Below are 26,878 nucleotides of genomic sequence, written 5' to 3' on the forward strand. Positions count from 1 at the left end.
CGCACACCGGGCGAAGCCGCATGTATGCGAGCAGAATCGGAGGCATGGATCTGCCCGTCATGCCGCCCGTGAAGCCGATGCTCGCCAAGTCGGTGGCGACGATCCCGCCGGGCATGCACTACGAGGCCAAGTGGGACGGCTTCCGGTCGATCGTGTTCCGCGACGGGGCCGAGGTCGAGCTGGGCAGCCGCACCGGCAAGCCGCTGACCAGGTACTTTCCCGAGCTGGTCGAGGCGCTGAAGGAGCGGGTGCCCGAGCGGTGCGTACTGGACGGGGAGATCGTGATCGCGCGCGGCGGGCGGCTGGACTTCGACGCGCTGACCGAGCGCATCCATCCTGCCGCCTCCCGGGTGCGGATGCTGGCCGAGAAGAACCCGGCCTCCTTCGTCGCCTTCGACCTGCTGGCCCTGGACGACCACGCCCTGCTCGACGTGGGGCTGACCGACCGCCGCGCCCTGCTGGACCGCGCCCTGGCGGACGCCACCCCGCCGGTGCACCTGGCGCCCTCGACGGCCGACATCGAGGTGGCCCGGCACTGGTTCGAGCAGTTCGAGGGCGCCGGGCTGGACGGCGTCGTCGCCAAACCGCCGGACCTGCGCTACCTCCAGGACGAGCGGGCCATGTTCAAGGTCAAGCACGAGCGGACGGCGGACGTCGTCGTCGCCGGGTACCGCCTCCACAAGAGCGGCCCGGTGGTGGGCTCGCTGCTGCTGGGCCTCTACGACGAACGGGGCCGGCTCCAGCACGTCGGCGTGTCGGCCGCGTTCTCCATGAAGAAACGCGCCGAACTGATCGAGGAACTCGAGCCGCTGCGGATGGACGACGTCTCGGGGCACCCGTGGGCCGCCTGGACGGACGAGGCAGCGCACGAGACGGCCCGGCTGCCGGGCGCGCCGAGCCGCTGGTCCGGGAAGAAGGACCTGTCCTGGGTGCCGCTGCGGCCGGAGCGGGTTGCCGAGGTGGCCTACGACCACATGGAGAACGGGCAGCGTTTCCGGCACACCGCCCGCTTCCGCCGCTGGCGCCCGGACCGTACGCCGGAGAGCTGCACCTACGCCCAGTTGGAGGAGCCGGTGCGCTACGACCTCGCGGAGGTGCTCGGCGAGAAGGGCTCACGGGAGCCGGGCTGAGCGTCCGTGAACGGTACGCGCTACGGCCGCGTCCGGCCTCCGCGTCGTCTACGGCTGCATGAGCACCTTGACGGCGCCGTCCTGCTTGCGCTGGAACATGTCGTAGGCGTGCGGTGCCTCCGCCAGCGGCAGCCGGTGCGTGGCGAAGTCGTCCACGCCGAGCGGGTCGTCGTCCGTGAGGTAGGGGATGATCTGGTCGGACCAGCGGCGGACGTTGGCCTGGCCCATGCGGAGCTGGATCTGCTTGTCGAAGAGGGTGAGCATCGGCATCGGGTCGGCCATGCCGCCGTAGACGCCGCTGAGCGAGATCGTGCCGCCGCGGCGGACCAGGTCGATCGCCATGTACAGGGCGCCGAGCCGGTCGACGCTGAAGCGTTCGGCTAGCGGACCGCTCAGCTTGCGGGGCATCATCGCGGTCGCCGTCTGGGCGAGCTTGGCGGCGGCGCTGCCGTGCGCCTCGGTGCCCACCGCGTCGATCACGGCGTCCGGGCCCCGGCCGCCGGTCACCTCCCGGATGGCGTGGACCAGCGCCTTCTCGTCGTCGAAGGCCCTGAGGTCGTACGTCTCGACCCCGCGCCGCTGCGCCCGGGCGAGCCGCTCGGGCACCAGGTCCACGCCGAAGACGCGTTCCGCGCCGCGGGCCCTGGCGATGCGGCAGGCCATGTCGCCGATCGGGCCGAGGCCGAGGACGGCGAGGGTTCCGCCGGGCGGTACGGCGGCGTACTCGACGGCCTGCCAGGCGGTGGGCAGCACGTCGGAGAGGTAGACGAACCGGTCGTCCGGCGGTCCCTCGGGGACCTTGATCGGGCCGAACTGCGCCTGCGGGACCCGCAGATACTCGGCCTGGCCGCCGGGCACGGCGCCGTACAGGCGGGTGTAGCCGAACAGGGCCGCGCCCATGCCCTCGCCGGTGACCTGGGTCGTCTCGCACTGGGTGGGCAGGCCCGTGTCGCACATGAAGCAGTGCCCGCAGGCGATCTGGAAGGGCACCACGACCCGGTCGCCGGGGCGCAGGTGCGGTACTTCCGGGCCGACCTCCTCCACGATGCCCATGGGCTCGTGACCGAGGATGTCGCCGGGCGTCATGAACGGGGTGAGCACCTCGTACAGATGCAGGTCGGAGCCGCACAGTCCGGTGGACGTCACGCGGATCACCGCGTCCGTGGGTTCCTCGATCCTCGGGTCGGGGACGTCCTCGACCCGGACGTCGCGCTTGCCCTGCCAGGTGACTGCCTTCATCGATCGCACTCCCTAGGTCACGTTCGGCCTCGTCCGTGTGCGGTGGCGGCCGGGTACCCGGGCGCGCCGGGGCCGAACCCGGGGGCGGGCTCGGGCGGCGCTCGGCACACGGCGCTTCGCGCTTGGCCCTTGGCGTGCGGGGCGGGGGCGCTGAGTATCCAGGGCGGGGCGTCCGCCCCGGCACTTTGCGCCCGGCGCGGGGAGGCCCCGGTGCGGGGAGGCCCCGGTGGGGCGGTGGCCGTGGGGCCGGTCAGCCTTGGGCGGCCAAGGGCTCGGGCGGCGCACGGCGCTTGGCGCTTCGCGCTTGGCGTGCGGGGCGGGGGCGCTGAGTATCCAGGGCGGGGCGTCCGCCCCAGCACTTTGCGCCCGGCGCGGGGAGGCCCCGGTGCGGGGAGGCCCCGGTGGGGCGGTGGCCGTGGTGGGGCGGTGGCCGTGGGGCCGGTCAGCCTTGGGCGGCCAAGGGCTCGGCCGGCTCACGCAGGGGCTCGGATGGGTCACGCAGGGGCTCGGCCGGGTTGCGCAGGCTCTCGGCCGCGTCGGCGACCCGGCGGATGAGGTCGAAGAACACGGCCTGCTCCTCGGCGGACAGCGGGGCGAGGAAGACCTGGTTCATCCGGGCGGTGCGGACGGACAGCTTGCGGTGGGTGCGCGCGCCCTCGTCGGTGAGGCGCAGCAGGAAGCGCCGGCCGTCGCGCGGGTCGCGCACCTTGTGCAGCAGTCCGCGGCGGTCGAGGCGGCTGATCACCTCGGCGATCGTGGAGCGGTCCAGACCCACCCGCTCCCCCACGGTCCGCTGGTCGAGTCCGGGCTCGGCGACGAGCGCGTTCATGACCGCGAACTGCGGCGAGGTGATCTCTTCCGAGACCATGGTGTTCCACAGCAGGTAGTGCGCCTGCTGGAGCCGCCGGGCGAGGTGTCCGGGATGGGTGCTGAGGTCCACCGCGGCCATGTGCGCTCCCCTGATCGATTCGTTGGTGCACTGAACGATACCCGGCCGCCGAACTGGCCGTCTCGTTCAGTAGGCACAGAAAATCCAGGTCTTGACGGTCTTCTTCTCCGGTGGCAGCGTGAGCGGCACCTCACGAATTACTCAGTGCCCTGACTATCAGGCCGGAGAGACGGAGCTTCACGCATGGACAAGGTGGTGGCCACCGCCGGCGAGGCGGTGGCCGATGTGCCGGACGGCGCGTCCCTCGCCGTCGGCGGGTTCGGGCTCAGCGGCGTGCCCAACGTGCTGATCCAGGCGCTGTACGAGCGCGGTGTCGGCGGGCTGGAAGTGGTGTCGAACAACTGCGGGGCGATGGAGTCCGGGCTGGCGGTGCTGCTGGCCGCGGGCCGGATCGCCCGGGTGACCGGCTCGTACATCGGCGGCAACAAGGAGTTCGCCCGCCAGTACCTGGCCGGTGAACTGGAACTGGAGTTGATCCCGCAGGGCACGCTGGCCGAACGGCTGCGCGCGGGCGGCGCCGGCATCCCCGCCTTCTACACCCCGGCCGGCGTCGGCACCCAGGTCGCCGACGGCGGACTGCCCTGGCGCTACGACGGCTCGGGCGGGGTCGCGCTGGCCTCGCCCCCGAAGGAGGTGCGGGAGTTCGACGGCGTGGAGTACGTGCTGGAGCGGGGCATCCGCACCGACTTCGCGCTGGTCAGGGCGGCGCGCGGGGACCGGCACGGAAATCTGGTGTTCCACCGGTCGGCGCGGAACTTCAACCCGCTGGCCGCGATGGCCGGCCGGGTCACGATCGCCGAGGTGGAGGAGCTGGTCGAGCCCGGCGCGATCGATCCGGACGCGGTGCACGTGCCGGGTGTCTTCGTGCGGCGGGTGGTGCCGCTCACCCCGGAGCAGGCGGCGGACAAGCGGATCGAGTTCCGGACGGTGAGCGGCTGATGGCGTGGACACGCGAGGAGATGGCCGCCCGCGCGGCCCGTGAACTGCGGGACGGCCAGTACGTGAACCTGGGGATCGGTCTGCCGACACTGATCCCGAACCACCTTCCCGAGGGGGTCGAGGTGGTGCTGGAGTCGGAGAACGGCATCCTGGGCACCGGCCCGTATCCCACGGAGGACCAGGTCGACCCGGATCTGATCAACGCCGGCAAGGAGACCGTGACGGTGCTGCCGGGCGCCTCCTTCTTCGACTCGGCGCTGTCCTTCGCGATGATCCGGGGCGGGCACATCGATGTCGCCGTGCTGGGCGCGATGCAGGTGTCCGCCCGGGGCGACCTGGCCAACTGGGCGGTGCCCGGGAAGCTGGTCACCGGGATCGGGGGCGCGATGGACCTGGTGCACGGTGCCCGGCAGGTGATCGTGGTGATGACGCACACCGCCAAGGACGGCTCGGCGAAGATCCTCAAGGAGTGCACGCTGCCGTTGACAGGCAAGGGGTGTGTGAACCGAGTCATCACGGACCTGGCGGTGCTGGACGTCACCGCGGAGGGGCTGACGCTGACGGAGACCGCGCCGGGTGTGAGTGTGGACGAGGTCATCGCGAGGACGGACGCGGAACTGAGCGTTGCGGAGGGTCTGCTGTGAACACCGCTCACACCCCGAAACCCGTTTACATCGTCGACGCCGTCCGCACCCCTTTCGGCCGGTACAACGGCGCCCTGGCCACGGTCCGCCCCGACGACCTCGCCGCCCACACCCTCCGCGCGCTGCTCGACCGCACCCCTGAGCTGGATCCCGCCCGGATCGACGACGTCTACCTCGGCAACGCCAACGGCGCCGGCGAGGAGAACCGTAACGTCGCCCGCATGGCCGCCCTGCTCGCCGGGCTGCCGACCTCCGTGCCCGGCGTGACCGTGAACCGGCTGTGCGCCTCCGGTCTGGAGGCGGTGATCCAGGCGGCCCGGGCCATCGCCCTGGGTGACGCGTCCCTCGCCGTGGCCGGCGGGGTGGAGTCCATGACCCGGGCGCCGTACGTGCTGCCGAAGGCGGACAGCCCGTTCCCGGCCGCGCACACCGAGCTGTACTCGACCACGCTCGGCTGGCGCATGGTCAACCCGCGGATGGACCCGCAGTGGACCATCCCGCTGGGCGAGAGCGCCGAGAGGATCGCCGACAAGCACGGCATCGGCCGCGAGCGGCAGGACGAGTTCGCGCTGCACTCCCACCGCAAGGCCGCCAGCGCGCGGGAACAGGGCCTGTTCGATGCCGAGTCGGTGTCCGTTCCGGTGCCGCGGCGCAAGGGTGAGCCGGTCGGTTTCGACGCCGACGAGTGCGTACGGGCGGACGCCTCCCTCGCCGCCATGGCGAAGCTGAAGCCCGCCTTCCGCGCCGAGGGCGGCACGGTCACCGCGGGCAACGCCTCTCCCCTCAACGACGGCGCGGCGGCTCTGCTCCTCGCCGACGAGGAGGGGTTGCGGGCCACCGGCCGGGAGCCGCTGGCCCGGATCAGCGCGACCGGCCTCTCCGCGATCGACCCCCAGTTCTTCGGGCTGGCGCCCGTGGAGGCCGTCAACCGGGCCCTCGCCAAGGCCGGCAAGGGCTTCGGCGATCTGTCGGTGCTGGAGCTGAACGAGGCGTTCGCCGCCCAGGTGCTGGGCTGCCTCGCCGAATGGCCGGAGTTCGACCCGGCGGTCCTCAACCCGCAGGGCGGCGCCATCGCGCTCGGCCACCCGCTCGGCGCCTCCGGGGCCCGGCTCGCCGGGACGGTCGCCCACCAGCTCGCCCGCCGCGGCTCCGGCACCGGCGTGGCCACCCTCTGCATCGGCGTGGGCCAGGGCCTCGCCCTCGTCCTCGAACGATAAGGAAGCGTCAGGTACCCCGATGACTCTCACCCAGGACGACATCGACCAGGAGATGGCCGCCGAGCGCGTCGCGTACGCCAAGCGCGTCGCCGACGGCGCGCCGGTCGAGCACCATCCGCGCCGCGACTACGCGCCGTACCGCTCCTCCGTGCTGCGCCATCCGAAGCAGCCCCTGGTGGCGATCGACACGCGCCGGGATCCCGAGCTGGTGGAGCTGCGCTCCCCCGCCTTCGGGGAACGGGACATCACCGAGATCGACAACGACCTCACCCGGCAGCACACCGGGGAGCCCATCGGCGAGCGCATCACGGTCTCCGGGCGGCTGCTGGACCGCGACGGGCGCCCGGTGCGCGGTCAGCTGATCGAGATCTGGCAGGCCAACTCGGCCGGCCGGTACGCCCATCGGCGCGAGCAGCACGACGCGCCGCTGGATCCGAACTTCACGGGCGTCGGCCGTACCCTCACCGACGGCGAGGGCCGCTATCACTTCACCACCATCCAGCCGGGCCCCTACCCCTGGCGCAACCACGTGAACGCCTGGCGTCCGGCCCACATCCACTTCTCGGTGTTCGGCACGGCGTTCACCCAGCGGCTGGTGACCCAGATGTACTTCCCGAACGACCCGCTGTTCCCCTACGACCCGATCCTGCAGTCGGTGACGGACGACGCGGCCCGGCAGCGGCTGGTCGCCGCCTACGACCACGGGCTGTCGGTGCCCGAGTTCTCCCTGGGCTACCGCTGGGACATCGTGCTGGACGGCCCGGCCGCCACCTGGATCGAAGAAGGACGCTGACCGCCATGACGCTCATCGACCCGGGCAGCCCGGAGCAGGTGCTGCCCACCCCGTCCCACACGGTCGGCCCGTTCTACGGGTACGCGCTGCCGTTCAGCGGCGGCGAGGACATCGCCCCGCTCGGCCATCCGGACACCGTCACCGTGCACGGCTACGTCCTCGACGGCGCGGGTGACCCACTGCCCGACGCGCTGCTCGAAGTGTGGGGGCCGCGGCCCGACGGCACGGTGCCGCAGGCGGACGGCGCGCTGCGGCGGGATCCGGCCACGGGCGGTTTCCTGGGCCGCAACGGGGTGGAGTTCACCGGCTGGGGACGGATCCAGACGGATGCGAACGGGCACTGGTACGCGCGTACGCTGCGCCCCGGGGCGCGTGGGCGCAACGCCCCCTACCTCAGTGTCTGCGTCTTCGCGCGGGGTCTGCTCGTACACCTGTTCACCCGTGTCTACCTGCCGGGCGATGACGCCGCCCTGGCCGCGGACCCGCTGCTCACCCGGGTGGGCGACCGGCGTGACACGCTGATCGCGGCCGACGAGGGGAACGGCACCTACCGTTTCGACATCCGCCTTCAGGGCGAAGGCGAGACGGTCTTCCTGGAGTACCAGTGACACCCGAGTTCCCTTCCTGCACCGACACCGGTCTGCTGGCCCCCGGGCTGGGGGCGGCAGGCGCCGGGTCCGAGACCGGCGACCCCGCGTATCTGCGGGCGCTGCTCGACGCCGAGGCCGCGCTGACCCGGGCGCAGGCCGCGCTGGGGCTCGCCCCGGCCGAGGCCGCGGCGGCGGTGACGGAGGCGGCCGATCCGGACCGGTTCGACCTGCGTTCCCTGGCCGCCCGCGCCGCCGGCGGGGGCAATCCGGTGATCCCGCTGGCCGCCGACCTGACGGCGGCGGTCGGCGCCGAGTACGGCCCCTATGTCCACCGGGGCGCCACCAGCCAGGACATCATGGACACGGCGACGATGCTGGTCGCCGTGCGCGTGCTCGGCCCGGTCCTGGCCGATCTCGGGCGTGCCGAGCGGGCGCTGGCCCGCCTCGCGGCCGGGCACCGGGACACCGTGCTGCCGGGCCGGACGCTCACCCAGCACGCCGTACCGACCACGTTCGGGCTGAAGGCGGCCGGCTGGCGCGCGCTGGTCCTGGACGCGCGCGACCGCCTCACCCGGGTACGCGACTCGCTCCCCGCCCAGCTCGGCGGGGCCGCCGGCACCCTGGCGGCCTTCCAGGCGTACGGCGCCCCGGACCCGGCCGCGCTGACGGAGGCGTACGCCCGTGAAGTCGGGCTGGCCGCACCGGCGTTGCCCTGGCACACGCTGCGCACGCCGATCGCGGACCTGGCCGGGTGCCTGGCCTTCACGGCGGGCGCGCTGGGCAAACTCGCCGTGGACGTGCTGACGTTGTCGCGCACCGAGATCGGCGAGGTGAGCGAGGGCAGCGGCGGCGGTTCGTCCGCCATGCCGCACAAGGCGAACCCGGTGCGCGCCACGCTCCTGGCGTCCGCCGCCCGGCGCGCTCCCCAGCTCGCGGCGACGCTGTACGGCTGCCTGGCCGCCGAGGACGAGCGGCCGGCCGGCGCCTGGCACGCCGAGTGGGAGCCGCTGCGCGATCTGCTCCGGCTGGCGGGCGGCGCGGCCGGGCAGGCGGCGGAGCTGGCCGAGGGGCTGCGGGTGCACCCGGACGCGATGCGCCGGGATCTCGGCCGTACCCGGGGGCTGATCGTCTCCGAGCGGCTGACCGCCGTCCTCGCGCCCGTCCTCGGCCGGGCGCGGGCCAAGGAGCTGCTGACCGAACTGGCCGGCCGCGCCCACGCGGAGAACCGCCCGCTGCGCGAACTCCTGGAAGAACAGGAGGAGTTGGCAGACATCGATCTGGCGGAGGCGACCAACCCCGCCCGGTACACCGGTTTCGCCGGCATCCTCACCGACCGTGCTCTGGAGCGACGTTGACCGTGACCCTCCTCAACCACCGTGCGGAAGGCCCCGCTTCCGCGCCGCCGCTGCTGCTCGGGCCCTCGCTCGGCACCTCGCTCGCCCTGTGGGACCAGGTGGCGCCCGAACTGTCCGCGTCCCACCGGGTGATCCGCTGGGACCTGCCGGGGCACGGCGGTTCGGCGGCGGACCTGATCGGGCCGGGCGCGACCGTCGGCGACCTGGCCGCGCTGGTGCTGGCGCTCGCGGACGCGCTCGGCGTCGACCGGTTCGCCTACGCGGGCGTGTCCCTGGGCGGCGCGGTCGGCCTGCACCTGGCCGTCCACCACCCCGAGCGGCTGACCTCGCTGGCGGTGCTGTGCTCCTCGGCCCACTTCGGCGGTGCGGCGCCCTGGCGGGAGCGGGCGGAGCGGGCGCGCCGCGAGGGCCTTCAGTGGCTGGCCGAGAGCGCCGACGCGCGCTGGTTCACGCCCGGGTTCAGCGTGCCGGAGCTGGTCCGGGACCACCGGACGGCCGACCCGGAGGCGTATGCCGCCTGCTGCGACGCGCTCGCCGCGTTCGACCTGCGGGACCGGCTGGCCGACATCACCGTACCGACGCTGCTGGTGGCCGGGCGGGAGGATCCCGCGACCCCGCCCGCGCACCTGCGGGAGATCGCGGACGCGGTGCCGGGCGCGGCGCTGGTGGAGCTGCCCGGAGCTTCCCATCTGGCCCCGGCGCAGGTTCCCCGGGCGGTGCTGGCGGCGCTGCGCACCCAGCTCGACGGGCCGCCGGCGAGCGGTCTCGCGGTGCGCCGCCAGGTGCTGGGCGACGCCCATGTGGACCGCGCGCAGGCCCGGCAGACCCCGTTCACCGCCCGTTTCCAGGACTTCATCTCCCGCTACGCGTGGGGCGAGATCTGGACCGACCCGACGCTGTCGCGCCGCGAGCGCAGCATGATCACACTGACCGCGCTGGTCGCCCACGGCCACTACGACGAGCTGGCGATGCACGTCCGAGCGGCCCGGCGCAACGGACTGACACCGGAGGAGATCGGCGCGGTGCTCCTGCAGACCGCGGTGTACTGCGGCGTACCAGCCGCCAACTCCGCCTTCGCAACTGCCCAACGGGTACTCACCGAGGAGGACCTGGACTGACCGAGGACGGGGGCGCCGCTGCCGGTCGTACGCCCGTCGACGGCTCGTTCCGGTCGTACGCGCGGCAGCGGCTCGTTGCCCGTGGCGCTACCAGGAGGCCGACGTTCGGTGGCGGCGCCGTGACCGAGAGCCGGGTCGCGGACCCGGCTCTCCGTCTTCCGTCGGTGCGAGACTTCCGGCGTGACGCTTCACGAGAATGAGATGCCAGTCGACGAGACGCTGGTCCGATCATTGCTGAAGGCGCAGCGCCCGGAGTGGGCTGCCTTACCGTTGTCGCCCGCGGGTGCGGGTACGGACAACACCATGTATCGGCTGGGCGATGACCTGCTCGTGCGCCTTCCACGCACCGCCGGCGTCGGACGGTCCGTGCGGAAGGAACAGGAGTGGCTTCCTCGCCTGGCGCCCCACCTTTCGTGCCGCATTCCCGAACCTGTGCACGCGGGGAAGCCCACCGACGCCTTTCCGCTGGCCTGGTCTGTCTACCGTTGGATCGACGGTGCCGAGGCCGGCCTTGACACCGTCGGGGACTGGGCCGCCTTCGGAGCCGACCTGGCGGCGGTCGTGAGGGAGCTCCACCGCGTTGACCTCATGGGAGCGACTCGCGCGGACGGTCTCGCCTGGTATCGCGGAGGCAGTCTGTCGCCATGCGACCAGTGGATCAGCAGGTGCCTCGACGACTGCCGCACCACGGTGGGTTCCGAGCTCGATGTCGACGCCCTGGAGCAGTTGTGGCGTGCCGCGCTCGAGTTGCCCGAGCCCCGCGGACCGCACGTGTGGCTGCACGGCGACCTCAAGCCGACCAACCTCTTGGTCCGGAAGGGCAGGCTGCACGCGGTGATCGACTTCGGCGGACTGTCGGTCGGCTTTCCCGACGCCGAGCACTCCACGCTCTGGGACTTTCCGCAGCGAGCCCGTGAGGCCTACTGGGACGCCTTGAACCTCGATGACCTGACCTGGGCCCGCGCCCGCGCCTGGGCCATCGCGGTGGGCATCAGCGGCATCTCGTACTACTGGCGCACCTTCCCCGCCTTCGTGGCCGAATGCACGGCCCGCCTTCAGGCAATCCTCACTGACCTGGCCGCGCGCTGAGCGGACTGGCCGGACCGGGGTTCAGCGCGGGCCCGGACCGCCGGCCAGGGCCTTCTGGGCTCGGGCCGCCAGGCCGTCCGCGCCGCAGAGGTGGGCGAGGTCCAGGCCGCGGGCGAGTTCGGCGGTCGAGCCGGTGGCGATGCCGTACTCGACGCGGGCCGCCGCGTGTTCGTACTGGCAGGGCGATGCCTCCAGGTAGGCCACGGCGCGGGCGGCGAGCCGTACCGCGCGCTGACCGGTCTCCAGCGCGGCGGCGCAGCGCAGGGCCTCGCCGATGGCGGTGTCCGTGCCGAACCGCTCGGCCTGTTTGCGGGCGTCGGCGGCGAGCCGGGCGGCGCGGGCCGGGTCCGTCGTGGCGAGGGCCCGGGCGAGGTCGACGGACCAGGGCGCGAGGACCGGGTTGTGGCCGCCGCGGGAGGCGGCGGTCTTCTCGGCGGCCTCCAGTTCGCCGACGCCTTCCGCGGTGCGGCCGACGGCGAGCAGCAGCCGGCCGCGTACGGAGCGGATGTCGGGCAGCACGATGGTGGACGGGTACGGCGGTGCGAAGCCGTACTGCTCGGCGACCGACCATGCTTCCTCCACCCGGCCGCGGGCCAGCAGGGTGTCGACCAGTCCGCAGGTGGCCGACCAGTACAACGGCAGGCGGCGGCCGACGCGTTCGGCGAGCCGCACGGCTTCGCGCAGGGTGGACTCGGCGTCGGGCAGTCGGCCCTGTCTGCGGTAGGCGAGCCCGAGGAAGGCGTTGGCCAGGGAGAGGTGGACGCCGCGCCAGCCGGCCGAGGTGTAGACGCGCCGGGCCTCGGAGAACAGGCTTTCGGCGCGGTCGAGCCGGTCGGCGTAGGCGTACGCGCTGCCGAGCATCATCAGCAGTTCCATGCCCCACTCGGGGTCGGTCCAGCCGAGGCCGGGCGCGAGGCGGCCGTTGACGAGGGCGCGGTCGCACAGGTCGACGACCGCGTCGGCGCTCTCGCCGTGGGTCATGGCGTCGAAGGCGCGCAGGATCAGCAGGGCGCGTTCGGCGTTGTCACGGCCGGTGCAGGTGCTCGCGAGTTCGGCGAGACGCCGGGAGCGGGCGGGAGCGACGGTCTCGCCGTGGATGCCCTCCCACATGAACTGGAACGCCTGGAGCCGCAGTCGGACCGGTCCGGCCGCGTGCCGGGCGGTCTCGGCCTCGACGGTGCGGACGGCCTCCTCCAACTGGTCGTTGTGGAGCAGTGCCTGGGAGAGGCGGACGACGGCGTCGACCCGGTCGTCCCCGTCCAGGCCGGGCATGCCGAGCGCGCTGCGCAACTGGTCGATGGAGACGGCGGGGTTGGTCAGCAGGGTGGCGCAGCCCAGTTCGTACAGCACATGCGCGTGCACCTCGGGCAGGGGCGGTTCCCGCAGCGCGCGTTCCAGGCAGCGACGGGCGGCGTCCGGGGCGCCGACGGCGAGGTGTTCACGGGCCGCCTGCCGCAACTGCTCGACGAGTTCCTCGTCCTCGTCCGGGTGCACCTTCAGCAGGTGCCGGGCGGCCTCGGCGGCGCCCCGGCCCAGCTCGTTGATGATCTGTGCGGCGACGCCGTGCATGGCGGTGCACACCCCGGAGGGGATGGACTGGTAGACGTCGGTGGCGATGAGCGGGTGGACGAACTCCAGCTCGTCGCTGTCGCCTTCGGTGCCCGTGGCGGGTCCGGGGCGGGTGAGGATGCGGGCGGTGCACAGCACGTCGGCGCAGCTGCGGGCGAGGTCGTCGTCCATGGTGGCGAGGCGGGCGACCATGTCGACGGTGATGCCGGTGCCGAGGATGGCGGCGGCCCAGGCGAACCGGGTGGCCTCCAGGCCGAGGCCCTTGAGCCGGTCGACCAGTCCGCCGCCGCGGGCCGCGCGGTTGAGGGCGCGCAGTTCCCCGGCGTGTGCCTCGACCGGGTCCAGTTCGCTGTCGTGCACCTTGGCGAGGAGTTCGACCGTCTCGTACGGGTTGCCGTCGGTGACCGCCCAGACCTCGCGGCAGAACGCGTCGTCGGCGTGCCGGCCGAGGGTGGCGCGGGTGAGTCCGGCGGTGGCGGCCGGGGTGAGGGCGTTGAGGTCGTTGACCGGGCGGCCCGCGGCGGCGGCGACCGCGTCGAGGTGGCGGGCGCCGACCCCGCCGGCCTGGTCGGGCCTGCGGGCGACCACGACGAGTACGGGCACGTCGTCCAGGCGTTCGGCGAACGCGGCGAGCCAGCGCAGGGTTTCCGGGTCGGCCCAGTGGGCGTCGTCGAGCAGCAGGACGAGCGGCCAGGTGCGGCGGGCGATCCGGCGTACGGCGGAGACGAGTCCGTCGCGGACGTAGTGCGGGTCGGCGTTGTCCCCGCGCGGTTCGGTTATGCCGAGGGCGGGGCCGGCGATGTCGTGCCAGTCGCCGAGGTGGTCGCGGATCTCTGCGGGCGGCAGGGACAGCAGTGCGGGCTGGAGCAGTTGCCGCAGGACGTGGAACGGGACGGATCTGAGGGTCTCGGCGCCGCGGGCGGTCCACACGGAGCAGCCGCGGCGTTCGGCCATGCGGCGGGTCTCGGCCAGCAGCGCGGTCTTGCCGAGTCCGGCCTTGCCGCGGAAGACCAGCAGGGCGCCCGGGGCGTGCCGGCCGGCGCACAGGGCGTCGAGCGCCGCCGTGACGGTGGCGATCTCGGCGTCCCGCTCCCACAGGGGTGCCGAGCCGGCCGCCGTTGGCCGTCCGTCCGTCATCCCGTTCCCTCCCCAAGGTCGCCCGCACGGCATGCAGGCACCGAGCGTAGCCGTCCGGCACGGCCCGTGGGGGCGGTCGGGGCAGGTGCTGCCCGGCCGGGTGAAAGACGGTGCGCGCGGGTGACTCCGGTCCCGGGCCGGCCGGCGGTGAGGGCGGCGCCGGGAGGGACCGCGGGCCGCGGGCGGCCACCGGCACGCGGGGTGCCCGGGGCGGGACTTGCCGGTCCGCCCGCCCAACGCCGAATCCTCTCATCGCACTTTCACCGACACCTCATACGGTGGGGGCATGACGCAGGTGACTCCTCCCGGGTGGTATCCCGACCCCGGGCAGACGAACGACGCCCCGCCCACCGAGCGCTGGTGGGACGGTACGGCCTGGACGGACCGGACCCGCCCGGCGGGCACGGCCGCCCCGTGGGGTCCCCCGGCACCGCAGGCGGCGCCGCAGGGCGCCCCGGCTCCCGGGGGGTACGGCGGGTACCCGGGATATCCCCCGTATCCGGCACAGCCGCCGGCCCGGTCCCGGCGCGGGCTGCGCACGGGGATAGCCGTCGCGGTGGCGGCCGCGGTACTGGCGAGCATCGGGGTCGGCGTGTACGCCCTGGCCGAGGGCGACGGCGGGGGCGACCGCGCGGGGTCGGGGCAGGGGCCGGCCGGCGGGGACGGCGGCCGGGGCCCGCAGGGCGGCCCGGGAGATCCCGGCGGGTCCGGTGGATCTGGCGGGTCTGGCGGGTCTGGCGGGTCAGGTGGGTCGGGTGGTTCCGGTGGCGACTCGCCGGCCCCGGGGCCGTCGGGGGCGCCGGAGATCGAGGGCGGCGGCACGGTGCCGGACCCGGTCAACGGGATCAGCCTGCCGGTGCCGAAGGGCTGGACGGGGCAGACGATGAGCGCGGGTGCGCAGGTGACCTCCGGGGACACCTACAAGTGCCCCGGTGACACGACGCAGACCTGCACGGCGGGCGGCGCCTACACGGCCCCGGCGATGGTGCTGCGCGTCAAGGGGGACACCCCCGAGGAGGTCGCCAAGGCGGACATCGCGGCCAACGCCGAGGAGTCCTACGGCGGCACCACCTACGGCGGCATCACCTCGCACGAGGAGCTGGCCTCCGAGGCGGTCACGGTGGCCGGGCAGAAGGGGTACCTGGTCCGCTGGAAGGCGGTCACCAGCAAGGGCGCCGACGGCTACGTCGAGTCCGTCGCCTTCCCCTCCCCCGACGCCCCCGAGCGGATCGTCGTGATCCGCTTCGGCCTGGACGTCGGCCAGAAGCCGTCCGTCATCGACGAGATCCTGAAGGGCGTGAAGGTCTCGTCGGCCGGCTCGGGCAACGGACAGGCCGTGTAGCCGCCGACACGGCTCCGCTCATCCGCGCGGGCGGGACCGGAACGCGCTCCCGGCCAGCCGGGGGCCGGGCATCGCGCTCCCCGGCAGCCGGGGGTCGGGCACGGCGCGTTCCGGCGCGCTCCCGGCGGGGAGCGAAGCCGTGCCGTCGGTCGCGCACAGCCGGCACCTGACGCGGTCCAGGCGGGAGAGGCGTCCCTTGGGGTCGTACTGGTAGTCGTCCCGCACGGACCCCTGGCAGCCGTCGGTGCCGCACGGTGCCGCCCCGGAGAGGTGCCCATAAGGGGTGCAGCGGACGGTTCCGGTGTTGCACTCCAGGCACGGGAAGGGGTGCAGCCCGTCGTCGTTGACCACGTAGGCGATCATCTCCGGCAGGTGGCAGTTCGGGCAGATGGCGGCCATGGGGGCGGGCTCTCCTTCGATCAAGCGATCAAGCCACACGAGTGACATGCCGCCAACGACGGGCCGGGAGCCGCGGTCACTGCCGGGCCGACGCGCGCGGGAGCCGGCCACCGCCGGAGGTGCCGGCCGCCGCCGGGGGTGCCGGCCGCCGCCGGGGGTGCCGGAGACATGAATCAGCCGGGTGGGATTCCCCTCCGCTCAAGAGGAATCCCACCCGGCCGGGGGGTGCGCGCCGCCCCCGTCCCCACGGTGCGGCGCGGGCAGACCGCCGTTCAGTCATCCCGTGAACGGCGGCCCGCGTCTATCCCAGTCCGAGCGCGGGCAGCACCGCGGCCTCCACGAACCGGACCAGATAGTCGGCGTCGGCGTACTGCCCGTTCAGCACCGGCCGTACACGCAGGACGCCGAACATCATGGCGGGGATGTACTCCAGCGCGGGGTGGTCCGCCCGGACCTCGCCCCGGGCGACGCCCCGGGCGAGCATCTCCTCCAGCGCGGCGATCTCCGGGTGGATCAGCGCCTCGCGCAGTGCCCGGGCCAGTTCCTGGTCCGAGGTCACCGCGTGCCCCAGCGCCTGGAGCAGCCGGGTGTCCTTGCCGGACCAGTCGCCCGCGGCCCGGGCGGCCTGGCGCAGGTCCTCGGCGAGCGACCCGGTGTCGATGCCGGCGAACCGCACCCGGCGGCTGGCGCGCAGGGCCGCGGCGACGAACTGCGGCTTGGTCTTCCACTGCCGGTAGAGCGTGGACTTGCTGCACCGGGTGCTGGCGGCGATGCCCTCCATGGTGACGGATTCGTAGCCGCACTCGCGGATCTGTTCCAGCACGGCGTCGAAGAACTCCCGCTCACGCTCCGGCGTGATCTTGGAGCGGCGCGAGGCGACGACCGTCTCCGGTCCCTCCGCGGCCTGCGACGTCATGCGGTGCTTCCCCTCGCTCGTGCTGCGTCCAGTGTGGCGCACATCAATCGATACGCCAGTGTACCGGTACTCGACCGTATCGGTACACTGGCGTATCGGTACGGCAACGTATCGATGAGTTCCGGTGACCGGCCGGGACGCGCACGCACCACCACACGCACCACCGTCAGTGAAGGGGCCGGGGGATGAATGCCCGAACCGAGCCTGCGGAGGCGGCAACGGCACCGGCCACCCCGGCACGCCCGCCTCTGATACGTGAGTTCCTGCTGGTAGCCGGGCTCTTCCTGGTCTACAAACTCGGCCGCCAACTGGCCACCGGCCACACCGGCGACGCGTTCCGCAACGCCCGCCGCGTGTGGGACCTGGAGCGGGCCGCGCATCTCCCCCACGAGAACGCCGTGCAGTCCGCGCTGCTGCACGGCGACACCCTCGTCCATCTGGCGAACACCTACTACGCGACCGTCCACTTCCCGGCCACGCTGGCCTTCCTGGTCTGGCTGTACGTGCGTCGACCGGCGCACTACGTCTGGGCCCGCCGGGTCCTCGCGGTGGTCACCACGGCCGCCCTGGTGCTGCCGTTCACCTTCCCGCTGGCCCCGCCGCGGATGCTGACCGGCACGGGGCTGGTGGACACCGGCCGGGTCTACGGGCCCAGCGTGTACGGGCCGCCGTCCAGCGACCACCTCTCCAACCAGTTCGCGGCGATGCCCTCGCTGCACTTCGGCTGGGCGCTGATGGTGGCCATCGGCCTGATCGCCGCGACCAAGACCCGCCGGCGTTGGCTGTGGCTGCTGCACCCGCTGATCACCCTGCTGGTGATCGTGGGCACGGCGAACCACTACTGGCTCGACGCGCTCGTGGCCACGGCCATGCTCGGCCTCGCCCTCGCCGTCATCCATCCGCCCCGGCGCACCGCCAGCACGGCGGGACGCGGCACCGGTGTGCCGGTCGCCCTGGAGCCCGTGCCGGTGGGGGCGGGCCGATGAGCGCCGCCGCCCTGGCCGCCCTCGGCCTGTCGCTGGTGTCGGCCGTCGCCTACGCGCTGGCCGCCGTCGCCCAGGAGCGCCTGGCCGCCCGAAGCACCGGCACCGGGCTGCTGCGGCTGCTGGGCACCGGCGCCTGGTGGTCGGCGGTCGGGCTGAACGCCGCCGCCGCGCTGCTGCACGTCGTCGCCCTGAAGTACGGCCCGCTGACCGTCGTACAGCCGCTCGGGGCGCTCACCCTGGTCGCGGCCGTGCCGCTGGGCGCGCGGGCGGCCGGGCGGCGGGTCAGCGCGGTGGAGTGGCGCGGTACGGCGCTCACCCTGCTGGGGCTGGCCGCGCTGCTGGTCGCCGCGTCCGGTCCGGCGCCCTCGCGGGTGCTGTCGCTGCCGGCGGCGCTACTGGTCGCGGGGGCGACGGCCGCCGCGATCGGGCTGCTGTCCTGGCCCGGCGCGCGGCCGGGGCTGCGGCACGCGACCGCGTCCGGTTTCGCCTCCGGGGTGGCCTCCGCGCTCACCCAGACGGTGACCGTGGCGGCCACGGACCGCTCGGGTCCGGTGCTGAGCACCGAGGTGATCGTGGGTGCCGTGCTCGTCGCCGCGTTCGCCGTGGGCGGGCTGCTGCTCTCCCAGACGGCCTACCGCGGCGGGCTGGGCGCGCCGCTGGCCGTGGTCACCCTCGCCAACCCGGTCGCCGCCGCGGTGATCGGCCTCAGCCTGCTGGGGCAGGGGCTGCGGGGCGGGGCCGGCGGGGTGCTGCTGGCGGTCGCCGGCGCGGGGCTGGCCGCCTGGGGTGTGCTGCTGCTCACCCGGGCGACCCCCGCCCCGGATCCCGGCGGGCCGGCGGCGGACGACGAACATCCGGTGGCGGCCGTACTGGCCCTGGAGCCGGGCACGGCCACCGCCGAACCGGCCCTCGTCGCGCGCCGTTCCAAGCCGGGCACGGTGACGGGCACGGGCGGCGAGGGGCCGGCGCGTGTGCCCCGGCAGCCGGAGCAGCCGGGGCATCTCACGGCCCTGTGAGACGCGGATACGGCGGCGGCCGGTGCGCGGGGAGTCCCCGGGCACCGGCCGCACCGCTTCGCGCGTCCGCCGCGGCTCAGCCCCAGCCGCGGGAGTCCTGCTTGAGCGCGGTGTCCACGGTCAGCGCCGTGGCCACCACCAGGCTCAGCAGGGGTTCGGGCAGCTGGTAGTGGATCTGCAGAACGTAGTTGTCCGCGGTCGTGAAGAGCGTCTTGGCCAGGCCCTCCCACGTCTTGGTGATGCGGGCGACCTCGTTGTCCGCGTGGTCGACGATCGCGAAGTTCCAGGCCCGCCAGTTCTCCGCCTTGATCGCGCCGACCTGCTGGCCGTTCGCCATCATCGCGAAGTTGATCTTGCCGATCATGTTCTTCTGGACGATCTCGCCCACCGGGGAGCCGTCCGGGCGGGTCACGATCACCCGGGACTTGAAGATCTTCGCGGGCCGGGTCAGCAGCAGCTGCGGCTGGCCGTGAGCATCGCGGATCTCCAGCTTGTGGGTCAGGAACTGGTCCAGGCTGGAGACGAAGCGCAGGATCTTGCGCAGGACGCCCTGGCCGACCTGGGTGACCGAGCCGATCTCCCGGCCGCCCTGGTCCATGACCTTGTACTCGTTGGTCAGCTCGATGAGCTTGGCCTTCTGGTTCACGACCAGGACGGGCTCGGTGAAGAGGGTGCCGCCGCCGGCGCCGCCGGCCGAGACACCGGCCTGCTGCTGCACCTGGCGCTGGACCTTGGGGTCGGCGGCGGCAGCCTGCTGCTGCGGGAAGGCGGCCTGCTGGGCCGGGGCCTGCTGCGGCGGAACCTGCCCGGCGGCCTGCTGCGCCGGGTTGGTGTGGTCGGTCCACTGCGTGCCGTCCCAGTAACGCAGCGTGTTCTGCGCTCCGTGCGGATCCGGGTACCAGCCGGCAGGGGTGTTCGATTGCGTGGTCACCGGGGCACACTACCCTGATGTGACCGGTACCTGACCAGTCCGCACGGAGCGGTGTTCATCGGTCGTTCACCCCGTGGCGATCGCCGGGTCGCTGACGCCGGGCTGTCCGTTCTCCACATGACCCGCGAAACCGCGCAGGAAGGCGGGGTCGGCGTCCGAGGTCACGGTCAGGTCGTACCAGCGCTTGCTCGCCGCGAGGCGCACCGTCTGCCGCACGGTGGCGCCGGGCCGCACCGTCACCGTGAGCGGGCTGCCGCCGTAACCGTCGGTGACCTTCAGCCGTGCCGTGCCGGAGCCCTTGTTGGTGAAGGCCAGCTCGATGTCGTCGCCCGTGTGCCGGGCGGTGACCTCGGGGCCGGCCACCTTGTTGCGGCCCTTGAAAACGCGCAGGAAGCCGTTGGGCCCGTGCACGGTGAGGTCGTAGTTGCCGCCGGAGTACACCGAGTTCCAGGTGTCCGACACCGTCTTGCCCGCCTCGGTGGTGTACGTCCAGGGGCCGTCGGTGCGGCTGTCGGACGTCACCAGGAAGGCGGCGCCGGCGCCCGCCCCGGAGGCGAACGTGAGCGTGTACTTGCCGGCCGCCGTGTCCGCCGAACCGTCCGTCACCGGGGCGTACTTCAGCGGGCGGGTGGGCCGGCTGCCGGGCTCCTGCCGGGGCAGCGCGCCCTGGGCGGGGGGCTTCGGCACGTAGTCCGGGTGCCGGTTCCGGTCCGGCGGCCGGTAGCCGGCCGTGGAGGGCAGCGCCACCGGCGCGGTGTCCTGGCGCGAGAAGTCGAAGGCGCTCGTCAGGTCGCCGCATATGGCGCGGCGCCAGGGCGAGATGTTGGGCTCCCGGACGCCGAACCGGCGCTCGATGAAGCGGATGATCGAGGTGTGGTCGAAGGTCTCGGAGCAGACGTAACCGCCCTTGCTCCACGGGGAGACGACCAGCATCGGCACCCGCTGGCCGAGCCCGTAGGGGCCGGCGACATGGCCGCTGTCGCCCTTGAACACGTCGGGCGCGGGGTCGGCCGTCGACTTGCCCTGGGCGGCGGAGGCCGGCGGGTAGGGCGGGATGACGTGGTCGAAGAAGCCGTCGTTCTCGTCGTAGGTGATGAACAGCGCGGTCCTGCCCCACACGTCGGGGTCGGCGGTGAGCGCGTCCAGGACCTGGGAGACGTACCAGGCGCCGTAGTTCGCGGGCCAGTTGGGGTGTTCGGTGAACGCCTCGGGGGCGACGATCCAGGAGACCTGGGGCAGCGTGCCCGCCTTGACGTCCGCCCGCAGCCGGTCGAAGAAGCCCTCGCCCTTGCGGGCGTCGGTGCCGGTGCGGGCCTTGTCGTAGAGCGGGCTGCCGGGCTGGGCGGTGCGGTACTGGTTGAAGTAGAGCAGCGAGTTGTCGCCGTAGTTGCCGCGGTAGGCGTCGTTGATCCAGCCCCAGGAGCCGTTCGCGTCGAGGCCGTCGCCGACGTCCTGGTAGATCTTCCAGGAGACGCCGGCCTGCTCCAGGCGCTCGGGGTACGTCGTCCAGCCGTAGCCCTTCTCCTCGTTGCCGAGGACCGGTCCGCCGCCCTTGCCGTCGTTGCCGGTGTAGCCCGTCCACATGTAGTAGCGGTTGGGGTCGGTGGAGCCGATGAACGAGCAGTGGTAGGCGTCGCAGACGGTGAAGGCGTCCGCGAGCGCGTAGTGGAAGGGGATGTCGTCGCGCGTCAGGTACGCCATGGTCGTCGCGGACTTGGCGGGCACCCACTTGTCGTACTTGCCGCCGTTGAACGCGGCGTGGCCGTCGTTCCAGCCGTGCGGGAGGTCCTGGAGGAAGGCCAGGCCCAGGTCGTCGGCGTCGGGGCGGAAGGGCAGGATGTCCTTGGTGCCGTCGGACTGCTTCCAGACGGACCGGCCGTTCCGGGTGACCGGGCGGGGGTCGCCGAAGCCGCGCACTCCGCGCAGGGAGCCGAAGTAGTGATCGAAGGAACGGTTCTCCTGCATCAGGACGACGATGTGCTCCACGTCGTCCAGCGATCCGGTGCGGTAGCGGGCGGGCAGGGCCGCCGCGCGCTGGATGCTGCCGGCCAGCGCCGTGAACGCCGTGGAGGCGCCCGCGAGCTGGAGGAAGCGCCGCCGGTTGACTTCGGGCATGAGTGAGGGTCCTCTCATCCTGACGTACACGATTGCCGCCGGCTGACGGAATGTGCGCGGAGCGAGTGTTCCAAGAGCGTCAAACGTCAGGGAAGGGTGCGGTGGCACGGATGTGAACTCATCGCTACATGAGGTGTGCGGCACCCGCCGACCGGGGAGAGACGCGATCATGACAGGCAAGCAGACGACGGCACCGGAGCGGACCGGGCGATCCGCGCGACAGCTCGTTGCCGCTTCCGTGGGCAACGCCGTGGAGTGGTACGACTGGTACGCCTACACGTTCCTCGCCACCTACATCGCCGCCGCGGTCTTCCCCAAGGGCACCGGCAACTCCCTGGTACCGCTGCTGTCGACGTTCGCCGTGTTCGCGGTCGGCTTCTTCATGCGGCCCGTGGGCGGGCTGCTCATGGGGGCGGTCGCCGACCGGCGCGGCCGGCGGGCCGCCCTCACCGTCACCATCCTGCTGATGGGCGGCAGCAGCCTGCTGGTGGGCCTGACCCCGACCTACGCCTCGGCGGGCGTCGCGGCCCCGGTGGTGCTGGTCGTCGCCCGGCTGCTCCAAGGGCTGTCGGTGGGCGGGGAGTTCGCGGCCTCCACCACCTTCCTCGTGGAGTCGGCGGGGCCGGGCCGGCGCGGGCTGTTCTCCAGCTTCCAGTACGTCTCGACGACCGCCGGCCAGCTGGTCGCCTCCGGCATCGCCACCCTGCTCGTGAACACGCTCGCCGAACCCTCGATGGACGGCTGGGGCTGGCGCGTGCCGTTCTGGCTCGGCGGGGCGTTCAGCCTGGTCGGCTTCTGGATCCGGCGCGGCGCCGCGGAGACCCGCAGCGCCGAGCAGCGGCAGGCGCCGCGGCCGGGCCTGTTCGAGGCGCTGCGCCGCCATCCGCGCCAGTCCCTGCTCATCGTCGGCATCACCGCGGGCGGCACCCTCGCCTACTACACCTGGACGTCGTACCTGCCGACGTACGCCGAGCTCAACGCGGACGTCGCGAAGTCGGACGCGCTGCTCGCCAGCACCGTCTCGCTGGCCTTCTTCGCCCTGCTCCAGCCGCTCGGCGGGCTGCTGTCCGATCGGGTCGGGCGGCGGCCCCTGCTGCTCGGCTTCGGGGTGGGCTTCGCCGTGCTGTGCGTGCCGCTGCTGCACGCGCTGCGCGACTCCTTCGCCGTGCTGCTCGTGGTGCAGTGCGCGGGCATGGTGCTGCTGACCGGGTTCACGTCCATCAGCGCGGCCGTCAACGCCGAGGTGTTCCCGCCCCGGGTGCGCGCGGCCGGAATCGGTTTCCCGTACTCGCTCACCGTGGCACTGTTCGGCGGTACGGCCCCTTACCTCGGCACGCTGTTCAAGGACCTGGGCCACTCGGGGCTCTTCCCCTGGTACGTCGCCGTGCTCTGCCTGCTGTCCTCCCTGGTGTACCTGCGGCTGCCGGAGACGGCCCACGGGGAGCTGGAGCGCTGAGGAGGGAGCCGCGCCGGGGGCGCGGCTCTCCGGTGCGCGGTCAGGACGAGTAGACCTCCACCTCGCCGAACTGGCCCGCCGGCCAGCCGGTGTTGGCGCTGACGGTCAGGCGCAGCTGGCGCAGGCGCGCGCCGTCGGGCAGGGACACGGTCGCGGTGTTGCCGGTGGCCGGGTCGAAGCGGTAGCCCTGGGCGCCGGCCACCGTCGTGTAGTTCGCGCCGTCGGTGCTGCCGAGCACCGCGACGGTCTGGGTGCGGGCGCCCCAGGCCGCCGACGGCGGCAGCTTCAGCACCACGCGGCGCACGCCGTAGGACGCGCCGAGGTCGACCGTCCAGGACTGCGGGAAGGCGTTGTTGGCCGACTCCCAGTAGGAGTTCGCGTCCCCGTCGACCGCCTTGCCGGGCGTGTAGACGTCCTGCGAGCCGGTCGCTGTGGCCGGGCGGCCCCCCGCGAGGTTGCGGTTCGGGTCGGGTTCGGGGTTGCCCTGTCCGGGCCGCGGCCAGGTGGAGCAGTCGGACCAGGTGCTGGACCAGCCGGAGTTGCCGCCGCCGTCAGTGAGCGTGAAGGAGCCGGAGTTCGCCGGGAAGGGGCAGTTGTACACGCCGGCCGCGCCGACCTGGGTGGCAATGACGTTCCTGAAGGCGGCGGCGCCCTGCGCCTCGGCCTGGACGACGACCGTCCCGGTGTTCCGCACACTCGCCCCGGTGACGTTGACGTTGCGCACCGGGTGGCCCTGCCCGCCGCCGGAGACGAACTCGAAGGCGCTGTACGGGCTGTCGGTGATCGTGGTGTCGGTGATGTTCACGGTGGCGTCGACGGCGCTGTCGTAGGAGTCGACGCGCAGCGCGCCCATCGGGTGGTTCCAGTTGGGGTTCATGGCACCGGCGCGCACCAGTGTGTTGCCGTCGACCGTGATGGTGCCGGCCAGGGGGTGGAAGGGGTCGAGGAACTTCTGGTTGGAGATCGCGATGCCGCTGCCGAGGGCGTTGGTGTCGGAGATCAGGTTGTCGCGTACGGCGATGTCGGTGCCGCCGTAGACGGCGATGCCGTTGGCGAGGTTGGGCTGCGAGATGGTGTTGTGCTCGAAGGACGAGTCGGTGTCCGGGGCGTACAGGGACCACATGGCCAGCGCGTCGTCGCCCTGGTTGCGCAGGAAGTTGTGGCGCACCCGGACGCCCTTGGCGTTGCCGTTCAGGTTGAGGCCGTCGGCGGTGGTGTCGAGGATGCGGTTGTTCTCCACCACCAGGTTGTCGTTGTTACCCGTGAGCCACAGGCCGACCTTCAGGTGCTGGAGCCACATGCCCGACACCGAACTGCCGGGTCCGAGCGAGCCGTTGACGAAGTTGTCCGGGCTGGAGTCGACGCGCTCGGTGACCTCGCCGATGACCGCGAAGTCCTTGACGCGCACGTTGCCGGCGGAGTTCGGCTGGTCGATGAAGCGGGAGGCGTGCACGACCGAGTACCAGTGGCCGGCGCCCTGGAGGGTGACTTTCTGGACGCCGTTCAGGGAGGAGGTGAGCCGGTAGTCGCCCGGCGGGATCCAGACCGTGCCGCCCTGGGCGGCGGCCATGGCGTCCCGGAACGCCTGGGTGGAGTCGCCGTTGCCGCTGGGGTCGGCGCCCTTGGCGACGACGGACACCGACCCGGCCGGCTGGCCGGCGGCCGGGGCCGCCAGCTCGAAGTCGGCGACGTCCACGGTCACTTGCACACCGGTCGCCTCGACGGCGACCTTGTCGCCGGCCTGGACGGTCCGGCCCAGCAGCATGCGGGTGTTGTCGTAGAAGTGGTGGGTCTTGGAGCCGGTGATCCAGCCGGTGTCGACGTAGGAGTACTTGGCGGTCACCGGCAGGGACTTGGCGAGCCGGCTGCCGTTGACGTACACGGCCAGCGCGCCCGACTGGCCGTCGGGGACGCTGTAGGCGACGTTGAGCGCGTCGGCCGTGCGCGGCACGGTGAACTCCACCCGCTGCCCGGGGGCCAGCCGGACGGCCTGCCGGCCGGATGCCTCCGAGGCGAGTGTGCCCTGCGTGTGGTCGGGCCCGATACGGGTGCCGTTGCCGCTCGCCGACTCGGCCTCCACGGAGGTGAAGGGGAGCGTGGCGCCCGCCGCCGCGTGGGCGGCCGGGGCGAGGGTGACGAGCATGCCGGCGGTGAGGGCGACGACCGCCCCGATGGCCGGGATGCGCCGGAGCTGTCCGGCGGTGCTGCTGTGCATGTGCCGTTCCCTTCGTGGTGGGGTGCGTGGGACAGCGCGGTGGTGCGTGGGGGTCTGGCGCGGGCGCGCGGAGCGCGGTGGTGCGTGGGGGCGTGGCTCAGGCGCGCAGCCAGGCCGCCGTGTCCTGGGGCAGCCGGCCGGTGTGGTCCAGGGGGCCGCTGGTGAGCAGGGGCCGGGAGTGCGCGGGGAGCGGGGCGGGCGTGGCCGAGAGGTTGACCACGCACAGTGCGTCCGCGCGGGCGAAGGCGAGCCCGCCGTCGGGGGCGGGCAGCCAGGTCAGGGGGCCGTCGCCGAACACGCGGCGCAGGGCGATGGCCGTGCGGTAGAGGGAGAGCATGGAGTGCGGGTCCCGTCGCTGGCGGTCGACCGCGTACGACGGCCAGTCGGCCGGCTGTGGCAGCCACGGCTCCTCGCGGGAGCCGAAGCCGGCGTACGGCAGGCCGGCGGCCCAGGGCAGCGGGACCCGGCAGCCGTCGCGGCCGGGGTCGGTGCCGCCCGAGCGGAAGTGCATCGGGTCCTGGATGCGGTGGAGCGGGATGTCGGCCTCCGGCAGGCCCAGTTCCTCGCCCTGGTAGAGGTAGACCGCGCCGGGCAGCGCCAGCGACAGCAGGGCGGCGGCCCGGGCCCGCCGGGTGCCGAGCGCGAGGTCCGCCGGGGTGCCGAAGGCCTTGGTGGCGAAGTCGAAGGCGGTGTCCGCGCGGCCGTAGCGGGTGACGGTGCGGGTGACGTCGTGGTTGCACAGCACCCAGGTGGCCGGGGCGCCGACGGGGGCGTGCTCGGCGAGGGTGGTGTCGATCGCGGCGCGCAGCCGGCCGGCGTCCCAGGGGCAGGTGAGGAAGGAGAAGTTGAAGGCGGTGTGGAGTTCGTCGGGGCGCAGGTAGCGGGCGAAGCGCTCGGGGTCGGGGAGCCAGACCTCGCCGACGAAGACGCCGTCGTACGCGTCGGCCACGCGCCGCCAGGAGCGGTAGATGTCGTGGAGTTCGTCGCGGTCGAGGAAGGGGTGGGGCTCGGGGTGTGCGGCGAGGTCGGGGAGGTCCGGGTCCTTGGCGAGCAGGGCCGCCGAGTCGATGCGGACGCCCGCGACGCCCCGCTCGAACCAGAAGCGCAGGATCTCCTCGTGTTCCCGGCGGACGGCCGGGTGGGCCCAGTTGAGGTCGGGTTGTTCGGGGGTGAACAGGTGCAGGTACCAGTCGCCGTCGGGCAGCCGGGTCCACACCGGTTCGGTGGAGCCGGCGAACTGCGAGGGCCAGTCGTTGGGCGGGAGTTCGCCGTGCGGGCCGCGTCCGGGCCGGAAGTGGAACAGCTCCCGCTCGGGGCTGCCGGGCCCGGCGGCCAGCGCGGCCCGGAACCAGGGGTGCTGGTCGGAGACGTGGTTGGGCACGATGTCGACGATCGTGCGGATGCCCAGCCCGGCGGCCTCGGCGATGAGTTTCTCCGCCTCGGCGAGGGTGCCGAAGGCCGGGTCGACTGTCCGGTAGTCGGCGACGTCGTAGCCGCCGTCCTTCAGGGGCGACAGGTACCAGGGGGTGAACCACAGGGCGTCCACGCCGAGTTCGGCGAGGTACGGCAGCCGGGCGCGGACGCCCGCGAGGTCGCCGGTGCCGTCGCCGTCGCCGTCCGCGAAGCTGCGGACGTACACCTGGTAGATGACGGCGTCGCGCCACCAGTCGGGGTCTTTCCGGGCAGGGGTGGGCTGTCCCACGGGGCGTGACCTTTCTGTGGACGGGGCGGCG

The 26,878-nt window shown here is 73.3% G+C and carries 22 protein-coding genes; 13 read left to right on the forward strand and 9 right to left on the reverse strand.

Translation table 11 applies throughout. From position 1 onward, the window contains the following. Positions 1-44 precede the first annotated feature (44 nt). Positions 45-1,130 (forward strand): ATP-dependent DNA ligase, encoded by a 1,086-nt coding sequence (locus ACSURM_RS06805; RefSeq protein ID WP_436954042.1) that lies wholly within the window; start codon positions 45-47, stop codon positions 1,128-1,130. 48 nt (positions 1,131-1,178) lie between these two features. Here ACSURM_RS06805 and ACSURM_RS06810 read toward each other — a convergent pair whose 3' ends face one another. Then, positions 1,179-2,369: a zinc-dependent alcohol dehydrogenase gene (locus ACSURM_RS06810; protein ID WP_436954043.1), complete on the reverse strand. Its 1,191-nt coding sequence runs from the start codon at positions 2,367-2,369 to the stop codon at positions 1,179-1,181. Positions 2,370-2,811: 442 nt separating this feature from the next. After that, entirely contained in the window at positions 2,812-3,318 is a 507-nt protein-coding gene (locus tag ACSURM_RS06815; RefSeq protein WP_436954044.1) for a MarR family winged helix-turn-helix transcriptional regulator, read from the reverse strand. 183 nt (positions 3,319-3,501) lie between these two features. On the opposite strand from ACSURM_RS06815, the gene ACSURM_RS06820 reads away from it, so the two are divergent. From ACSURM_RS06820 to ACSURM_RS06855, 8 genes are all read left to right on the forward strand, one after another. Then, positions 3,502-4,257 carry a CoA transferase subunit A gene (locus ACSURM_RS06820; protein WP_436954045.1) on the forward strand — a complete coding sequence of 252 codons (756 nt, stop codon included), beginning with the start codon at positions 3,502-3,504 and terminating at the stop codon, positions 4,255-4,257. Next, complete coding sequence (locus tag ACSURM_RS06825; RefSeq protein ID WP_436954046.1) at positions 4,257-4,901, forward strand: CoA transferase subunit B; 645 nt, start codon at positions 4,257-4,259, stop codon at positions 4,899-4,901. Before ACSURM_RS06820 ends, ACSURM_RS06825 begins: the two co-directional genes overlap by 1 nt. After that, on the forward strand, positions 4,898-6,118 hold the full coding sequence (locus tag ACSURM_RS06830) for a thiolase family protein (protein ID WP_436954047.1): 1,221 nt from the start codon (positions 4,898-4,900) through the stop codon (positions 6,116-6,118). The genes ACSURM_RS06825 and ACSURM_RS06830 overlap by 4 nt, the downstream gene beginning before the upstream one ends. Before the next feature lie 19 nt (positions 6,119-6,137). Then, complete coding sequence (gene pcaH / locus ACSURM_RS06835) at positions 6,138-6,911, forward strand: protocatechuate 3,4-dioxygenase subunit beta (protein WP_436954048.1); 774 nt, start codon at positions 6,138-6,140, stop codon at positions 6,909-6,911. 5 nt (positions 6,912-6,916) lie between these two features. Beyond that, positions 6,917-7,519: a protocatechuate 3,4-dioxygenase subunit alpha gene (pcaG, locus tag ACSURM_RS06840; protein WP_436954049.1), complete on the forward strand. Its 603-nt coding sequence runs from the start codon at positions 6,917-6,919 to the stop codon at positions 7,517-7,519. Continuing rightward, a complete protein-coding gene (gene pcaB, locus ACSURM_RS06845) occupies positions 7,516-8,856 on the forward strand; it encodes a 3-carboxy-cis,cis-muconate cycloisomerase (RefSeq protein ID WP_436954050.1) in 1,341 nt (446 codons plus the stop codon). The genes pcaG and pcaB overlap by 4 nt, the downstream gene beginning before the upstream one ends. Then, entirely contained in the window at positions 8,853-9,974 is a 1,122-nt protein-coding gene (gene pcaDC / locus ACSURM_RS06850) for a bifunctional 3-oxoadipate enol-lactonase/4-carboxymuconolactone decarboxylase PcaDC (protein WP_436954051.1), read from the forward strand. Before pcaB ends, pcaDC begins: the two co-directional genes overlap by 4 nt. 180 nt (positions 9,975-10,154) lie before the next feature. After that, positions 10,155-11,063: an aminoglycoside phosphotransferase family protein gene (locus ACSURM_RS06855; RefSeq protein WP_436954052.1), complete on the forward strand. Its 909-nt coding sequence runs from the start codon at positions 10,155-10,157 to the stop codon at positions 11,061-11,063. A gap of 21 nt (positions 11,064-11,084) precedes the next feature. On the opposite strand, the gene ACSURM_RS06860 is transcribed toward ACSURM_RS06855, so the two are convergent. Continuing rightward, positions 11,085-13,769, reverse strand: coding sequence for an ATP-binding protein (locus ACSURM_RS06860; RefSeq protein ID WP_436954053.1), 2,685 nt, complete (start codon positions 13,767-13,769; stop codon positions 11,085-11,087). A gap of 286 nt (positions 13,770-14,055) precedes the next feature. Here ACSURM_RS06860 and ACSURM_RS06865 point away from each other — a divergent pair, with 286 nt between their 5' ends. Then, positions 14,056-15,111 carry a DUF2510 domain-containing protein gene (locus ACSURM_RS06865; protein WP_436954054.1) on the forward strand — a complete coding sequence of 352 codons (1,056 nt, stop codon included), beginning with the start codon at positions 14,056-14,058 and terminating at the stop codon, positions 15,109-15,111. Between the two features lie 18 nt (positions 15,112-15,129). Here the strand turns inward: ACSURM_RS06865 and ACSURM_RS06870 are convergent, their stop codons facing one another. Together ACSURM_RS06870 and ACSURM_RS06875 are read right to left on the reverse strand one after the other, a co-directional pair. Next, complete coding sequence (locus ACSURM_RS06870) at positions 15,130-15,510, reverse strand: hypothetical protein (protein ID WP_436954055.1); 381 nt, start codon at positions 15,508-15,510, stop codon at positions 15,130-15,132. 301 nt (positions 15,511-15,811) lie between these two features. Then, positions 15,812-16,426, reverse strand: a complete 615-nt coding sequence (locus ACSURM_RS06875; RefSeq protein ID WP_436954056.1) for a TetR/AcrR family transcriptional regulator C-terminal ligand-binding domain-containing protein — start codon at positions 16,424-16,426, stop codon at positions 15,812-15,814. Positions 16,427-16,611: 185 nt separating this feature from the next. Here ACSURM_RS06875 and ACSURM_RS06880 point away from each other — a divergent pair, with 185 nt between their 5' ends. Together ACSURM_RS06880 and ACSURM_RS06885 are read left to right on the forward strand one after the other, a co-directional pair. Next, positions 16,612-17,412: a phosphatase PAP2 family protein gene (locus ACSURM_RS06880; protein ID WP_436954057.1), complete on the forward strand. Its 801-nt coding sequence runs from the start codon at positions 16,612-16,614 to the stop codon at positions 17,410-17,412. Further along, positions 17,409-18,428, forward strand: coding sequence for a hypothetical protein (locus ACSURM_RS06885; RefSeq protein WP_436954058.1), 1,020 nt, complete (start codon positions 17,409-17,411; stop codon positions 18,426-18,428). The genes ACSURM_RS06880 and ACSURM_RS06885 overlap by 4 nt, the downstream gene beginning before the upstream one ends. Positions 18,429-18,504: 76 nt before the next feature. On the opposite strand, the gene ACSURM_RS06890 is transcribed toward ACSURM_RS06885, so the two are convergent. Together ACSURM_RS06890 and ACSURM_RS06895 are read right to left on the reverse strand one after the other, a co-directional pair. Beyond that, on the reverse strand, positions 18,505-19,359 hold the full coding sequence (locus ACSURM_RS06890; protein ID WP_436954059.1) for a phospholipid scramblase-related protein: 855 nt from the start codon (positions 19,357-19,359) through the stop codon (positions 18,505-18,507). 66 nt (positions 19,360-19,425) lie between these two features. Beyond that, on the reverse strand, positions 19,426-21,474 hold the full coding sequence (locus ACSURM_RS06895; protein ID WP_436954060.1) for a phosphocholine-specific phospholipase C: 2,049 nt from the start codon (positions 21,472-21,474) through the stop codon (positions 19,426-19,428). A gap of 169 nt (positions 21,475-21,643) precedes the next feature. Here ACSURM_RS06895 and ACSURM_RS06900 point away from each other — a divergent pair, with 169 nt between their 5' ends. Further along, the gene (locus tag ACSURM_RS06900) at positions 21,644-22,930 is read left to right on the forward strand and encodes an MFS transporter (protein WP_436954061.1); all 1,287 of its coding nucleotides are present in this window, start codon (positions 21,644-21,646) and stop codon (positions 22,928-22,930) included. 40 nt (positions 22,931-22,970) lie between these two features. Here ACSURM_RS06900 and ACSURM_RS06905 read toward each other — a convergent pair whose 3' ends face one another. Then, the gene (locus tag ACSURM_RS06905; RefSeq protein ID WP_436954062.1) at positions 22,971-25,145 is read right to left on the reverse strand and encodes a galactose-binding domain-containing protein; all 2,175 of its coding nucleotides are present in this window, start codon (positions 25,143-25,145) and stop codon (positions 22,971-22,973) included. Positions 25,146-25,242: 97 nt separating this feature from the next. Next, a complete protein-coding gene (locus tag ACSURM_RS06910; protein WP_436954063.1) occupies positions 25,243-26,847 on the reverse strand; it encodes a glycoside hydrolase family 13 protein in 1,605 nt (534 codons plus the stop codon). Between the last annotated feature and the right edge of the window lie 31 nt (positions 26,848-26,878).

It is taken from the genome of Streptomyces sp. SudanB182_2057, from assembly GCF_964272715.1.
GTDB classification, from domain to species: domain Bacteria; phylum Actinomycetota; class Actinomycetes; order Streptomycetales; family Streptomycetaceae; genus Streptomyces; species Streptomyces rubradiris.